Consider the following 15,581-nt stretch of genomic DNA (forward strand, 5'->3'; position numbering starts at 1 on the left):
TTTTTTCTGCGGGGTCTTCCCTCCGCGCTTTCCCACAGGAGTCTCCGTGTTTTTCCTCCGCTAGTTAGCCTTATTGCTATCTACCAGTATCAAACATAATCTTAATGAAATTCACTAACCTGACAACATTGAGACCTGCGATTACTCGGTCTATTAAAACCGTTGCTGCGGTTACTCGTCCCATCGTAAAGAGTTGTGCGTCGAAAACTCCCACTGCGTGAAGTTTCGTTTTATAATGACGGAATGAATTGATGATATTATTTTAAACAATTCTCTTTCTCAACGCACTGGAAATAAAATCAACGATTAATACAACGATGACAATTCCAATAATAATTATCCCGACGCGATCCCAGCTGCGTCCTTGAATCGCAAAAATTAATGATGTTCCGATTCCTCCAGCACCAATCAGCCCTAAAGTAGCTGCAGAACGCATATTGATTTCAAAACGATAGAGTGTCGCTGAAATAAAACCAGGCAATACTTGAGGAATAACCCCAAAAGCCAGCTGTTGCAATTTATTACCTCCGACAGCCGTAATGGATTCAACAGGTCCCGGATCCATTGCTTCGACCTCTTCCGCATACAATTTACCGAGCATTCCGATTGCTCCGATACCAAGAGCAAGCATACCTGCATAGGCACCAGGTCCGACTACTTTGATAAAAAGAAGTGCCAGAATAATATCAGGAAGGGTACGGAAAAAGCTCAATACTCCTTTACCACTTTGAGAAGTAATGGAGCTGGAACTTAAGTTTTTTGCTGCCCAAAGGCCGACGGGAACAGCCAGGATGACAGACAAGAAAATACCGACAATGGCTATGGCCAGTGTTTCCAGCAGCCCTCTGATTAAATCTTCCCCATCCGGACTGTATACATAACTCCAATCCGGGGAGATGAAGCCTTTTAAGATACTTTGGGTAACCGGTCCTGCTGTTTCTTGAATCCCTCTAAACTCAATCCCGGCAATTGCCCAAACATATAAGGCAATTAGAACAATAAGAATAAATGCAAATTTTCCTCTTTTTTTGGCTCGTGCCGCCCGCGCTTTTTTTAGTTGATCACGTTGACTCATAGTAGTTTCTCCCTTATTTTCAAACTAATTAAATCAATGATAATAACCACGACTAACGTATACAGGATCAGTGCCAGAACTTGATCGTAGGCAAAAAATCCAAGTGCACGGTCGTAATAGATACCAATCCCGCCCGCGCCTACTAAACCGAGAATGGCTGCAGCCCGGATATTGATTTCAAATGTATAAAGCACATAGGAAACAAAATGCGGCAGGATTTGTGGAACAACCCCGAAAGCAATCCATTGCAATTTGTTCGCCCCAACGGCAGTCATTGATTCCAGTGGGCCATTATCAATATTCTCAATTGCTTCAAAGGATAATTTTGCAATAATCCCAATTGAAAAGATAGATAAAGCAACAATTCCGGCGAGTGGAGAGAAACCAAGAATTGCGGCGAAAATAGCAGCTAAAAGCAGATCAGGAATGGTACGTAAAACATTCAAACCGATCCGTGATAATTCCACTAGCCAGCGAAGCCGGAAAATATTTCGTGCACATAAGAACATAATTGGAATAGAAAATATCATCCCGATGGTTGTTCCTAAAAGGGCCATGCGGATTGTCTCAAGCATGGCCGGTGTTGTCGTTGCTATATACGACCAAGCCGGCGGAAACATACTGACAATTAAATCAATCATATTGTCGCTGTTCTGGAAAAAAGTAAGCGGATTTGCTTCAATATAAATGGCACTTAACAACACAATTGCAAATAGACCAATAAGAAAAAAGTAAAATGCCCACCTTGAAGGCTTTGTCGGAAGGGGTCCATTCAATTTTGTGTCCATCATAGATTTTCCTCCCCAAGCAATTCATCTTCTTTTAGCGATCGACCATAAATCTCCTCGAATACTTCTTCTGTAGCTTCTTCTGGAGTTCCATCGAATACGACTTTTCCTGCCTGAAGGCCAATGATTCTTGTAGAATATTCTTTTGCCAAATCGACAAAATGTAAGTTGATAATGACAGTGACATCATCTTCTGTATTAATTTTTTTAAGATCATCCATTACCTGCTTAGTCGTTACTGGATCAAGTGACGCTGTCGGCTCATCTGCCAGAATGATCTTTGCTTCTTGAGCTAATGTGCGGGCAATTGACACACGCTGCTGCTGTCCACCTGATAGTTCACTAGAACGAGTATACGCTTTATCTAATATATTTACTCTTTCCAATGCTTTTAACGCAAGGTCTACATCCTTTTGAGGAAATAAGTTCAAAAGAGTCCGAAACGTATTATTATAAGCAACGCGTCCAGAGAGTACATTACGTAGTACACTGGAACGCTTTACGAGATTGAAACTCTGAAAAATCATTCCGATATCTCTTCGGATTAGTCGTAACTTCTTTTCTGATGCATAAGTGATCGATTTTTCATCTATTTTTATTTCACCAGAAGAAATATCAATGAGACGATTCATTGAACGAAGCAGCGTGGATTTACCAGCTCCTGATAAACCGACAATGGATACAAATTCGCCTTTATCAATTTTTAGATTAACGTCTTCTAATCCTTTTACACCATTTGAATAAACTTTAGAAACGTCATTTAACTCAATCATATTTACCCAACTTTCTTATCAGAAATAGCCGGCTATAGCCTGACTGTTGTATGCAGCACCCCGTAATAAGGTGTAGAAAGACTTTAAAAAATGCTGATAAATCTTAAAAAGGATGAATAAAAGGACTTACCCTTTTAGACATCCTTTCAGGAATGGTACTATAAAGCTTGACTTGTATAGCAATCTATCATGGAAAAACATCTGCCAGACTCCCGCTATTAAAAGGTTTTTGCGGGAGAGCAGTTGAGCAATTCCCTGAATTAAATAAAGCACATGAAGCAAAGACGAAAGCAGCCTTTACGAAATGAATTTTTAATCATTTACCAATTCTTTAAAACAGTATCCTCTACTACTCCTGAATTCGTTCTGAATATTCACGGACAATATCAAAATTGGAATCCTCGGATTCAACATAACCTTCGTGTGTGTATATGTCACGAACGATTTCCCTGCCTTCTTCTGACTCACCTACATTGATAAATGCCTGCTGGATTTTTTCTTTCCATTCTTCATCCATATTTGTTTGTACCGAGATAGTGTCGTTTGGTATAGGTTCGGTATAAGCAACCACTTTTGTATCTTCAAACACATCAGGGAAATCATTTACAACAACATTACGCGCATCCTGGAAGATTGCTGCTGCATCAGCTTCTCCATTAAGTACTGCGGTAACAGCTGCATCATGCCCTTGAAGAACTAATGGGTTCACATCTGATAAGGGATCAATCCCTTCATCCAATAGAGCAGCAGCTGGCCAAACATATCCAGCTGATGAAGTGATATCTTGAAATGCGATGGTTGTACCTTCCAAATCAGCGATGCTTTCAATATCGGAATCAGATCTTGTAATAAACATCGCGTAATAGGAATCCACAAGTTCATCTGTATTGGAACCATCTTCATTTACGCCGTAACGCTGGGATTGCAGCAGGACATCAGCTGCCTCATACTCATCATGTGCTTGCACATATGCGTTAGGCGGCAGGAATCCTACATCAATTTGCTCAGAGGCTAATGATTCGACAACCGTATTATAGTTTGTTGAAACGCTTACGGTAACATCAATATCAAGTTCATTCTCTAATAAATCTTCTAAAGGTTTTGCTCTTGCCTCTAAAGTTTCGGCATTTTGAGAAGGAACGAATTGTACTGTTAATGAATCGGGTACGTATGTATCGCCATCTGATGAATTATCGTCGCCGGAAGAGTCGTCAGAATCTCCACACGCGGCTAAAAACAATAAAGAAAAGACAAATAGAAAAATAGCTGCTTTCTTCCACGTCATTGATAAAACCTCCTAGTTTTAAATGTGAATAATAGATTCGATTATCTACTATTTCGAAATTCTACATAATTATAACACGGAGTATGTTAAATAATATATATAATTTTGCTAAAAAAAAGTAAATTTTGGCAAAGTATTTAATTAGCAATATTTATTGGGAAAATTCAATTAATTCATGTTGTTTTTACTTTTTTGATAGGGTAGAGATATTTAAAATTCAATTTCAAAATATTTTCTTTACTTTCCAATACGACTTTTTATTATTCACTAGAAATTTATGATAATGGCATAGATATTGCATTATTAATAATAAAAGCGAGGTGATGAAAATGAATGTTAAGTGTTTAATTTTAATGGTAAATGTATATGTAGTTAAAGAATCGTTACGTATTAATACTGCCGAGCTTCCATAAATAAAGAAGAAGAATACAGTTTGAGTAAAAAGTTTACCGTGTGAAAAATTGGATCTTATCTGTGAAATGATGAAGTAAATTTTGGAGAAATACTGCCCGGCTCGGAAGATACTTGTTTTATACAATCATAGACAGTGTAAAATTAAATTTACACGTAAAATCGAAAACTATATAGATGGAATTAAATCTAACTTTTGTGTCTAACATAATAAGTTATTTACTTCATGGTTAAACATTTTAACCAGCGCAGTGTTTTTCCGGAGCGAATCCGAGAAAGGAAGAAAGAAACAAAAATTACTTCAGAAGGCGAGGGACGAATGAAAGAATGCCGTATGTGAAAGAGGAGCAGCTGATAAGAATAAAAAATGAATCAAGTGAAAGGCTCTGATAGTAATTGATTAGCAGACCCGATGCATATAAGGAGGAATAAAACATGAAAGTAGATAAAAGATTAGATGAATTAAGAAATTATATGGATAGCAAAAAGATAGATTTATCTATTATTACAAGTCCGGATAACCAATTTTATTTAAGTGGATTTAAAGCTTTAACATACTCACGGCCAATTACATTGATGTTAGAAAAACAAGAAATAAAATTAAGTGTGCCAGCATTAGAAGAGATACATGCAAAAGAGGAATCCAATGTTGATGAAATTTTTGTTTATTATGAACATCCTGAAGGGGCACATAAGGGGACGCATCCTTATCATCATGTTGGAAAAAACCTATCTAAATATAAACCAGGCTCAAAGGTTGGAGTTGATAAGGCACACACAGCTTCACAATTAGTAGATTATATCGAAAATTTAAATTTCGAAGTAATCGATATTAGTAAAAAAATTGCAGAGATGCGATATATTAAGGATAAAGCAGAACTACAGTTGATCGAAAAAGCAGGAGAGCTAGTAAATCTAGGGGTAAGCGAATCGTTAAAAGTTTGTAAAGAAGGTATTACTGAAATGGAAATGGATGCTAAGGGAAATACAGCTATCTTTAAAGAAACAGCTAAAAGGTATCCAAAAGCAACACTCGATTTTATGGTAATGTCTCCTTCAGGTGTGGAAAGGACGGTAATGCCTCACGTATTTTCCAATACACGTAAACTAAAAAAAGGAGATATTATCATTCATAGTAGACAAGTAGCGTTGAATGGTTATCGAGCAGAATTAGAACGTACAGTTGTCTTAGGAGAGCTGACTGATAATCAAAAGAAAGCTTTTGATGCAGCAATAGAAGCGCAACAGATTGCCATTGACTTTATAAAACCAGGAACCACAGCAGCCGAAGTAGATGAAGTAGCAAGAAGGCTTTTAAAACAAAAGGGTTTTGGAGATTATGCAATTAATCGAATGGGTCACGGTATAGGGATCTCTTTACATGAAGAACCATCCTTAAGGTTTGATAATGATCTAATGCTTCAAGAGGGGATGGTGTTCACTATAGAACCAGGCATTTATATACCAGGTGTAGGAGGTTTTCGTCATTCAGATACTGTTATTCTAACCAAGGACGGCAGGAAACTAATAACAGAATATCCAAGAGAGATGGAACAATTAAATTTTTGACATGTGATTTCTCAAAATATGTGACTTTTCGTTTAGGATGAATAAATGGGTAAATGTTCAGTTTAGTAGTTTCCGGAATATCTATGAAAATCCGATAAGAGAACGGGTTCAGTTGTGAGCTATCAATAGAGTCTACGCTGATACCTGTTCTTTTTATTTTAACAAGGGAGCATATGTTTTATTTGAGAAAAAGCTTGGTCAGGATTTTACTGATAGAAATATTACTTCAAATAGATCCCATTATCATTCTATATAAATTCTATTCTAAAAAGTTATTCATGTATAGATTCTTATACACATTATTCATTCTTAACATAAAAGAGTTAAAAACAACTTTTTATATGATTTATTGATAGATGTCCTTATTTACAGGTTGAAGTTAAAGATGCTTTATAAAGGCGATTTAAACCCTTTAATAAAGGGGAAAATAATAATTTCCAAAGCATAAGAAAGGAATTTACGAACTAAATAATCGCAGGGTACCGGGCTGTAAGACTTCCACTTCAAGAATAGGGAAAACAGAAAATTTTAAAGTGGGAAATGAAACAACCGGTAAATGCTCAAATTGTTGTAGTTTACAGGATAAAGGCCGACGTCTCAATTCTAACACACCACACTGAAAACTGTTGCGTTTAGTCGCTGATAAGCATTGTGCTATGACATACTTTTCTAAATAAAATTCTACTTTATAAAATTGGCATCTTTCTTGCTAGTAAATAGGTAAGTTAAAATGAAAAACATACTACTATATAGGAGGATTTTAATGGATCAAATTATAACTGATGTGAATCTTCTTTACGGTGATGAGTTAATTGAAAAATCGGGGGATGCAGTGTGGATTAAGAATGGAGTTATTCATAAGGTAGGACCAAAGAGCGAACTTCCAACAGATTTACCAACAACCAGTGCTTCGGGTCTATACATGGTTCCCGGATTGATCGATCTTCATGTTCATTTAATGTGGGATGGGTCACTTAATCCTGTAGAGACACAGGAAAAAGAAAGCTATGAACAGATGATAATACGTGCAGTTTCCAATTGCCAAAAATATCTTCGTCATGGCATCACAACAGTGAGGGACGTTGGTTCGGTCAATGATATATCTTTGCAAGTTGCGCAAAGTGTAAAAAGAGAAATTATTGAAGGTCCTAATATCATTGCATGCGGTAAAACGTTAACGATGACCGGGGGACATGATCCTTTTTGGGCAAGGTTTCTTGACGGACCAACTGAAGCGTTAAAAGCGACACGTGAACAAATTTATAAAGGGGCCCAGGTGATAAAGGTAAGTGCAACAGGTGGTGTTTATGGAAGAGCTGAAGGGGAGTCCGTATTAAATGCTGAGCTTACTTATGAGGAGTTAAAAGTAATTTGTGAAGTTGCCCATGATTTTGGACTCAAGGTTGCATCCCATGCCATCGGGCGTGATGGTATTTTAAATTCTATCAGAGCAGGTGTGGATACGATAGAGCATGGTCATTTTTTAGATGAAGAACTCATTCACATGATGGAAGATAGCAATATAGCATGGGTACCGACTTTATATACCTATCAGCAAAATGCTTATGCTGATGGAATACCCGATTATGCTCAAGAGAAGGCGAAAGAAATAGTCAGAATTCATGAGGATGCTTTTCGTAATTATTTCAATAATGACATTTTAATAGGGTGCGGTACTGATGCTGGGGCGCCATGTGTTGAACATCCTTCCATAGTAGAGGAACTCGTAATGATGCAAAAAATTGTTTCTGAAAATTCAGAAGTGCTTAAAACAGCTACATCAAATGCTGGTAAAATTCTAGGTAAAATGATTGGACAAATTAAAGAAGATTATGAAGCTGATTTTATGTTGGTAAAGGAAAATCCTTTAGATAATTTAAATAACCTTAAAAAGGTGGAACAAGTATATAAAAAAGGTGAATTAGTTTTTAAACTTTAGTATGGATTGTATTTAAAGTAGTTGTCGTATTTTACAGTGACAAATAAAAGTTATAAAAGATATAACGTTAAAATAATTATCAACGTTATCTTACTTGTATGGCTAAAATTACTTATTCAAAAAGGCAGGTGAAAGAAACGTGGAGATCGAGAAGATATAGTTTCGTACTGTGCATTTGAATATATGGACGCTGGAAAACAAGCCAACGGATAAATTCGATTTATCATTTTTAACCGCATTTTTATACGAAAATGAAAGGTTTGGTGGGTGTTAATGCATATATTTATCATTGTGGTGTATGTTATCGGCATGATGTTTCTTGGTATTTACTTTGCTAAACGGGAAGTTAAAACGGGTGAAGATTTTTTGATAGCTGGACGTCGTTTGCCGGGAATTGTATTAGCCGGAACGTTACTGGCTACGTGGGTTGGGTCCGGAACCATTCTAGGTGGTGCCAGCTTTGTTTACCAGTATGGTCCGCTTGCAGGCATTATTTATTTTGCTGGTGCACCGATCGGGATTATCATTTTGTATTTTATAGCTGGTAAAGTAAGAGGGTTAGAAAAAACCACATTACCGGAGATTTTAGAGATGAAATTTGGAAGTGCTACTCGTTTAGTGGCTTCAATTTTCATGTTATTAGCCTACGTAGGTATTGCAACATATCAATTTATTGGAGGTGGTAACCTTTTAAGTATTATAACAGATTTATCGGCAGAGACGGGAGCATTGCTAATAGCGATTTTTGTTATATTTCTAGCCGCAACAGGAGGTATGTTCTCCGTTGCTTATACGGATTTTATCAGCTCTATATTAATCGTTTTCGGATTATTATTAGCTCTCCCCTTTGTTTTACCTAACGTGGACGGGTTCTCAGGATTAGCAAATGGAATCCCTTCCGAACAATTATCTTGGACCGGCGGTTTGTCAGTTATTCAACTAATTGGATTCTTTTTACCAACACTTATGTTGTTATTGGGCGATCAGAATATGTATAATCGTTTTTCATCCGCAAGAGATGTTAAAACAGCTAGTAAATCGACTGTGGCATTTTTCTTTGGAAACGCTTTAATTTTGACGGCTGTAATAATCATTGCAGCATCAGCAATTATTATGTATCCTTCTTTGGAAAATACGGATATGGCAATACTGCAAGTTGCTGCAGATGGAGTGCCTATCCCAATTGGTTCTATTATTTTAGTTGCAGCCATCGCGCTAATAATTACAACATCTAACTCATTTCTATTATCAGGTGCCGGCAATATTGTATATGATATCTACATTCAATTTAAAGGTAAAGTGTCTCACAAAAAATATTTACGTCTAAATCGTATAGCCGTTGTTGGTCTTGGCGTTTTTGGTTATTTTTTGGGAGCTTTTTTTCCAGATGTATTAGAATTGCAAATGTATGCTTACACCATGTATGGTGCAGCTCTTACACCAGTGATATTAGCAGCATTTTTTTGGAAACGAGCAACTGCTGCGGGTGCAATATCTTCCATCATAGTTGGAGGAAGTGCAACAATTATCTGGGAACAGGTACTTAATCAGCCCTTAGGTTGGAATAGTATAATTGTATCTCTACCATTATCAGTTCTTACGCTTGTAATCGTATCATTAGTTACGAATAATAAAAATAGAATAATGGAGCAAAACACGAAAGTAAGTGGTTAAATAGAAATGGCGGAATACATCGTTTTAAAAAATAAAACTGCAAAATAAGGAAAAAATTATTTTTTATAACAGATAAACGTCAGTAAAATACCAGTTGATAGAAGTATCGATTTTATTAAAAACTATTTTAGGAGTGATTTAAATGAATGTTACCCATCGTTTGACTGAAATAAGAGATTTTATGGATGAAAGAAAAATAGAAGCTATTGTTGTTGGAAACCCAGACCATCAGTATTATTTAAGCGGTTTCAAAGCTATTTTATATTCGCGTCCAATTATTTATTTAGCAGATAAGTTTTCAACAAGCCTAATCGTTCCTGCTTTAGAGGAAGTGCATGCTAAAGAAGAAGCTAATGTAGATAATATCATAGTATATTATGAGCATCCTGAAATGGCGCATAAAGGAACCAGCCCATTTGAGCACCTTAAATCATTACTTTCAAAATATTCACCAGGGTCTAAAATTGGAGTCGATATGTCTTCGATTCCTGCAGAACAAGTTAATATTATTCACCAATCAGGTTTTGAAGTTGTAGATGTAGGTCAAAAAATTGTAGAAATGCGGTATGTGAAGGACAGCGAAGAGCTTGAACTAATTAAGGAAGCTGGAAGATTATCTAATCTGGCCGTTAGCACCTCATTAAATGCCTGTAGGGAAGGTATTACCGAAATTGAAATGGATGCAATAGGTACAAGGGCATTATTTGAGGAAACAGCTAAAAGACACCCTAATGCCACTCTTGATCTATTTGTTATGTCACCATCAGGAACAGAAAGAACAATTATGCCACATGTTTTCTCGAATACCAGGAAATTTCAAATGGGCGATATTATCATTCATAGTAGACAAGTCTCTTTAAATGGTTACCGGGCAGAACTTGAGAGAACGATTGTTTTAGGTGAACTAACTGAAGATCAAAAAAGGGGTTTTGAAGCAGCTAAAGTTGCTCAGCAGAATGCAATGGATTTTCTGAAACCTGGAGTTACTGCGGCAGAAGTAGATGAAGTTTCACGAAATACTTTAAAAAAGGCAGGGTTTGTAGATTATGCTAATCATCGAGTAGGTCATGGAATTGGCATATCCGCACATGAACAGCCATATTTAAGGTTCGATAATGATTTAGTACTTCAAGAAGGCATGGTATTTACAATTGAACCCGGGATATTTATACCAGGAATTGGCGGCTTTCGTCATTCAGATACATTAATCTTAACAAAGAATGGAAGTAAACGAATAACAGAATATCCGAGAGAACTTGAGGATTTAACCTATTAATTACTAAAAAAAGATATATAATTTTCTTATTTGCCACAAATAAGCATCTGTAAAACTCCTGCCTTCAAATAGAAAGTGGAAATCAATCTATTGAGGCAGGAGAACAGAGTGTGCTAATGTCCTGGTTTACTAAGGATAAATCAGTGAATGAAAAGGAAGCATACTAGATTGGTGATAGATAATCGCAACGTTTTGCACGAGTAAATCCAGCGAATGGAAAAGCGAACGCATTTAATATATCAGCCAACCCTTTAAACGTTCCTTCTTTAGTTCTACATATAATCACTCGATCTTCTTTGATATCCCTGAACAATTACAACAATCATATTAAAAACGTATCTTTATACGTCTAATCCTAATTTGTTTATGCGATTATAGAGTGTAGCCCGTGTTATTTGTAACGTTTTAGCACAAGCCAGTTTGTTGCCATTTTCTTTTTCCAGTTGTTTTAATATAATTTCTTTTTCAACTTCTTCAAGTCTTTCGCTTAAAGCTCTATTATCATACTCGGTGAAATAAGGAAGTTGCTTTCCGGAAGTTGATTTCGTTCCGCTTATTTCAAACGGGAGATCTTCCACCTTTATTTCTCCATTTTCAGAAAAAACAACTAATCTTTCTATTCCATTTTTTAATTCCCGTATATTTCCCGGCCAATCATGTTGCAGAAGTGCTTGCATGACGGCTTGTGATATCCCGTATATTGGACGGTTATATTTAATGGAAATTTCGTATAAAAAATAATGGGTTAATTCGATAACATCTTCTGGACGGCTTCGTAAAGGGGGGATTTCAATATTTACCACGTTCAATCTATAGTAAAGATCCTCCCTAAACTTGCCTTCTTCTACTAGTTTTTTTAGATTCCGATTAGTAGCGGCCACTACTCTGAAATCTACTTCTTTTTCTTTTGTTCCGCCAACAGAAAAAAACTTCTTTTCCTGTAGTAATCTTAATATTTTCACCTGCATGTCCAAAGGCATTTCTCCAATTTCATCTAAAAACAATGTTCCTCCTTTGGCTAACTCCACTTTTCCTTTTTTTCCTTTTTGATCAGCCCCGGAAAATGCTCCCTTTTCATAACCAAAAATTTCGCTTTCAAATAATGTAGAAGGAATCGCACCGCAATTGATCGGGACAAATGGTGCATTTTGACCTTCGCGTATGTTGTGGACTGCTTTTGCGAAGAGTTCTTTACCAACACCACTTTCTCCATAGATCAATATATTCGTATTTGTTGTTGCGGCTTTTCTTGTCATTGAAATAGTCTTTTTTAAAATGTTGCTGTTTCCTTTAATAGCTACAAAAGGATCTTCAGAAGGCATTAGCTTATTGACTTCTTTTTCTAAATTAAAGAGTTTTTCTGTTGTATTAGACAGTTCATTATGTAACCGAATTTGACTAGTAATATTTGTTTCAGAAACCACTGCGCCAATTACTTCCTTATTAAGATAAACAGGATTTGAGTTGATCATTACAACTAAATCCTCTCTCGCATGATGTTGACTATTCGTTACAGATGATCCTTCAGTTAGCGATTTTAAAACTTCCAGGCGTTCAGGAGCAAAGAAATCAGTTATCTTTTTGCCAATTATATCTTCTTGTTTTACAGAAAAAATACGTTCCGCTCCTTCTGTCCAGATTAAAACATTTTGATTAGAATCAATGGCTGTACAGGAACTGTCAATAGTTTGAAGAACTGTTTTGAAGTAAGCTTCCATTTTCTTATAAGTATTCATGATTTGTTTTAAAATTGCAGTTGCATTAACATAGCCGATATATTTTCCATTATCCTGAATAATTACATGACCAAATGTTTCAACAGTATTCATTAACTTTGTGAAAGATATGCTTGATGAAGCCTCCTTGCACGGTGTGACAACGATTTCATTTGTTTCGTTAAAAAGCTGAACGAATTGGATTTCTTCGTTATTTTTGAGGAATATTTTTGTCGGATTTGCCTCTTTTGCAACTTTATATAAATCGAATGTTTTCCAGATGTTTTTCTCTAAAACTTTCAAATTACGGTTCAATACATGAGTTATTTCAAATGGAAATAAATTCATTTTAGCCCTCCTGGTGTAAAAGTTGATTTACATTATTTTAATTATTTTTACACAAGTTGGTCATCATATCAATATAAATGTCAGAATAGTTTTGTTATTAAGTTAATAATGAGAAAACCTACGCTAGCAGCTGATATATTCTCTGTTTATCATCAGATAGTGGTGTTTCACTTTTTTACTATTTTATCACGGAGAACCGTCCGTAAAACTCCCGCCTCCTAATAAAGCGTAAAGATAAATATATTTAGGCGGGAGATCAGGTGAGCTAACTCTCTGGATCACTTAGGTTAACTCAGTGGGAGAAGAACAGCAGACTAAGTTCGCGACGTCCTGGGGCTGGGACTAGGACTGGGACTAGGACTGGGACTGCGATTACTCGCCTCGTCGAAGAACTTTTGCGATTACTCGTCCCATCGTAAAGAGTTGTGCGTCGAAAACTCCCACTGAATGAAGTTTCGTTTTATAAATAAGGAAGGTAATTCTTTATTGATAAGTTTGTATATATAGAAACTATTTTTTTATAGCAGTGCAATCGACTTTAAGATTCTTACTTCAAGAATAGAAGAAAGCTGAAAATGTAAAGTGAGAGTCGGGTAACTGATAATGGCTTGATTTTATCAGTTATCCGACTCAATTTATAATTCATTATCGTTTGAATTATATTGTAAAGCTATTGTATTATAGTACAAATCTATAACTATGAGAGCAAGGAATAATTACTGCAATCCCTGCCTAAAAGTGTTATACTATTTAAAAATAATACGGCATAATTCGGAGGAGGATATGAAAGGTGGATACAAAATACCTTGATTTATTAGCAGAGAAATTTGACAGAGAAGAAAAGGTAGTAACCGAACTTATCAATTTAGAATCCATTTTGGATCTTCCAAAAGGAACAGAGCATTTTGTAAGTGATTTGCATGGGGAGTATCAAGCTTTTCAGCATGTTTTACGAAATGGTTCCGGAAAAGTAAGAGAGAAAATAAACGATATATTTAAGGATACATTGTCTGAGGAAGATATTAACGATTTTGCTGCGCTTGTTTATTATCCTGAAGATAAACTGAAGCTCATTAAACACCAATTCAATTCAAAGCAGGCGTTAGAAGAATGGTATGCAGAGAAAATTCATCATATGATTCATTTAATTTCTTATGCATCTTCTAAATATACCCGTTCCAAGCTGCGTAAGGCATTGCCGGAGCAATTTGTGTATATTATAGAAGAACTTTTGTATAAGACGGATGAATATACGAATAAGAAGCCTTATTATGAAAAAATTGTTCAAAAGATAATCTCGCTTGGACAGGCGGAGAAACTCATTATTGGCTTATCTTATACTACACAGCGTTTGGTGGTTGACCATCTGCATGTTGTTGGAGATATCTATGATCGCGGACCAGAGCCGGATAAAATTATGGAGACATTGATCGGGTACCACTCCATTGATATTCAATGGGGGAATCATGATGTTCTATGGATTGGTGCGTATGCAGGATCCAAAGTGTGCCTTGCCAATATCATTCGAATTTGTGCGCGTTATGATAATTTAGATATCATAGAAGATGCTTATGGAATCAATTTACGCCCATTACTTAACTTGGCTGAAAAATATTATGGGGATAATCCTGCTTTTCGTCCTAAAAAGCATCCAGATCAAGATATTACAGATCAGGAAAAATTACAAATTACGAAGATTCATCAAGCAATTGCAATGATTCAATTTAAGCTGGAAAGTCCGATTATTAAACGGCGCTCCTTCTTTAATATGGAAGAGAGACTTGTGTTAGAGAAAACAGATTACGAGAAACAAGAAATCACGGTTTATGGGAAGACCTATCCATTAGAAAATACATGTTTTTCTACCATTGATCCTGCTGATCCTGCCAAACTATTGCCGGAAGAAGAAGAAGTCATCGACAAGCTATTGCTATCGGTACAGCAATCAGAGAAGTTGAAAAGACATATGAATTTCTTAATGAAAAAAGGAAGCTTATACCTGAAATATAATGGAAATCTATTAATTCACGGCTGTATTCCTGTTGATGAAAATGGAAGTATGGAGAAGATGGAGATTGAAGGAAAAGCCTATAAGGGCAGAGAATTGTTGGATAAATTTGAGTCCTATTTACGCCATGCTTTTGCCCACAGAGAAACAACAGACGACCTTGCAACCGATATGGTTTGGTATCTATGGACAGGGGAATATTCTTCTCTTTTTGGAAAACGGGCAATGACTACTTTTGAACGTTACTTTATTTCTGATAAAGCATCTCATAAAGAAGAAAAGAATCCATATTATTATTTACGTGAAAATGTGGAAATGTGCCGGAAGATGTTGGAAGAATTTGAATTGGACCCTAGTCAGGGGCATATTATTAACGGTCACACGCCAGTAAAAGAAATAGATGGAGAGAACCCAATCAAAGCAAATGGAAAAATGATTGTTATTGATGGCGGTTTTTCTAAAGCATATCAGTCTACAACAGGTATTGCAGGCTATACCTTATTGTATAATTCATTCGGAATGCAGCTCGTTGCCCACCAGCATTTTAATTCAAAAGAAGATGTTGTATTAAATGGAGCAGATGTGTTATCGGTTCGACGAGTGGTAGACAAAGAGCTGGAACGGAAAAAAGTTAGGGAAACGAATATCGGAGCTAAGTTGCAAGAAGAAATTGAGATGTTGAATCAGCTGATGGAATACCGTTATATTAATTAAATAAGA

At 36.2% G+C, this 15,581-nt stretch carries 10 protein-coding genes; 5 read left to right on the plus strand and 5 right to left on the minus strand.

All coding sequences use genetic code 11. The features are described from left to right. Positions 1 to 262: 262 nt before the first annotated feature. From phnE (BN986_RS18675) to BN986_RS18690, 4 genes are all read right to left on the minus strand, one after another. The gene (gene phnE, locus BN986_RS18675) at positions 263 to 1,075 is read right to left on the minus strand and encodes a phosphonate ABC transporter, permease protein PhnE (protein WP_040983000.1); all 813 of its coding nucleotides are present in this window, start codon (positions 1,073 to 1,075) and stop codon (positions 263 to 265) included. Next, positions 1,072 to 1,863, minus strand: a complete 792-nt coding sequence (phnE, locus tag BN986_RS18680) for a phosphonate ABC transporter, permease protein PhnE (protein ID WP_148417182.1) — start codon at positions 1,861 to 1,863, stop codon at positions 1,072 to 1,074. The genes phnE (BN986_RS18675) and phnE (BN986_RS18680) overlap by 4 nt, the downstream gene beginning before the upstream one ends. Beyond that, complete coding sequence (phnC, locus tag BN986_RS18685; protein ID WP_040983003.1) at positions 1,863 to 2,636, minus strand: phosphonate ABC transporter ATP-binding protein; 774 nt, start codon at positions 2,634 to 2,636, stop codon at positions 1,863 to 1,865. Before phnC ends, phnE (BN986_RS18680) begins: the two co-directional genes overlap by 1 nt. Positions 2,637 to 2,985: 349 nt before the next feature. Beyond that, complete coding sequence (locus tag BN986_RS18690) at positions 2,986 to 3,921, minus strand: phosphate/phosphite/phosphonate ABC transporter substrate-binding protein (protein WP_040983005.1); 936 nt, start codon at positions 3,919 to 3,921, stop codon at positions 2,986 to 2,988. A gap of 846 nt (positions 3,922 to 4,767) precedes the next feature. Here BN986_RS18690 and BN986_RS18695 point away from each other — a divergent pair. The 4 genes from BN986_RS18695 to BN986_RS18710 all read left to right on the plus strand — a co-directional run bounded on the left by BN986_RS18695 (position 4,768) and on the right by BN986_RS18710 (position 10,790). After that, on the plus strand, positions 4,768 to 5,901 hold the full coding sequence (locus BN986_RS18695; protein WP_040983007.1) for a M24 family metallopeptidase: 1,134 nt from the start codon (positions 4,768 to 4,770) through the stop codon (positions 5,899 to 5,901). Positions 5,902 to 6,664: 763 nt separating this feature from the next. Then, positions 6,665 to 7,840, plus strand: coding sequence for a metal-dependent hydrolase family protein (locus tag BN986_RS18700; protein WP_040983009.1), 1,176 nt, complete (start codon positions 6,665 to 6,667; stop codon positions 7,838 to 7,840). 273 nt (positions 7,841 to 8,113) lie between these two features. Continuing rightward, positions 8,114 to 9,514, plus strand: a complete 1,401-nt coding sequence (locus BN986_RS18705; RefSeq protein ID WP_040983010.1) for a sodium:solute symporter family protein — start codon at positions 8,114 to 8,116, stop codon at positions 9,512 to 9,514. 142 nt (positions 9,515 to 9,656) lie between these two features. Next, positions 9,657 to 10,790 carry a M24 family metallopeptidase gene (locus tag BN986_RS18710; protein WP_040983011.1) on the plus strand — a complete coding sequence of 378 codons (1,134 nt, stop codon included), beginning with the start codon at positions 9,657 to 9,659 and terminating at the stop codon, positions 10,788 to 10,790. A gap of 341 nt (positions 10,791 to 11,131) precedes the next feature. Here the strand turns inward: BN986_RS18710 and BN986_RS18715 are convergent, their stop codons facing one another. Beyond that, positions 11,132 to 12,853 (minus strand): sigma-54 interaction domain-containing protein, encoded by a 1,722-nt coding sequence (locus BN986_RS18715; RefSeq protein WP_040983013.1) that lies wholly within the window; start codon positions 12,851 to 12,853, stop codon positions 11,132 to 11,134. Positions 12,854 to 13,643: 790 nt separating this feature from the next. On the opposite strand from BN986_RS18715, the gene BN986_RS18720 reads away from it, so the two are divergent. Beyond that, positions 13,644 to 15,575 carry a fructose-bisphosphatase class III gene (locus tag BN986_RS18720; RefSeq protein ID WP_040983014.1) on the plus strand — a complete coding sequence of 644 codons (1,932 nt, stop codon included), beginning with the start codon at positions 13,644 to 13,646 and terminating at the stop codon, positions 15,573 to 15,575. The last annotated feature ends 6 nt before the right edge of the window (positions 15,576 to 15,581 follow it).

Source organism: Oceanobacillus jeddahensis (genome assembly GCF_000750635.1).
GTDB classification, from domain to species: domain Bacteria; phylum Bacillota; class Bacilli; order Bacillales; family Amphibacillaceae; genus Oceanobacillus; species Oceanobacillus jeddahense.

Coding starts and splice junctions, on each gene's coding strand:
- phnE (WP_040983000.1), bottom strand. CDS start 1,075: ATGAGTCAACGTGATCAACTAAAAAAAGCGCGGGCGGCACGAGCCAAA.
- phnE (WP_148417182.1), bottom strand. CDS start 1,863: ATGGACACAAAATTGAATGGACCCCTTCCGACAAAGCCTTCAAGGTGG.
- phnC (WP_040983003.1), bottom strand. CDS start 2,636: ATGATTGAGTTAAATGACGTTTCTAAAGTTTATTCAAATGGTGTAAAA.
- BN986_RS18690 (WP_040983005.1), bottom strand. CDS start 3,921: ATGACGTGGAAGAAAGCAGCTATTTTTCTATTTGTCTTTTCTTTATTG.
- BN986_RS18695 (WP_040983007.1), top strand. CDS start 4,768: ATGAAAGTAGATAAAAGATTAGATGAATTAAGAAATTATATGGATAGC.
- BN986_RS18700 (WP_040983009.1), top strand. CDS start 6,665: ATGGATCAAATTATAACTGATGTGAATCTTCTTTACGGTGATGAGTTA.
- BN986_RS18705 (WP_040983010.1), top strand. CDS start 8,114: ATGCATATATTTATCATTGTGGTGTATGTTATCGGCATGATGTTTCTT.
- BN986_RS18710 (WP_040983011.1), top strand. CDS start 9,657: ATGAATGTTACCCATCGTTTGACTGAAATAAGAGATTTTATGGATGAA.
- BN986_RS18715 (WP_040983013.1), bottom strand. CDS start 12,853: ATGAATTTATTTCCATTTGAAATAACTCATGTATTGAACCGTAATTTG.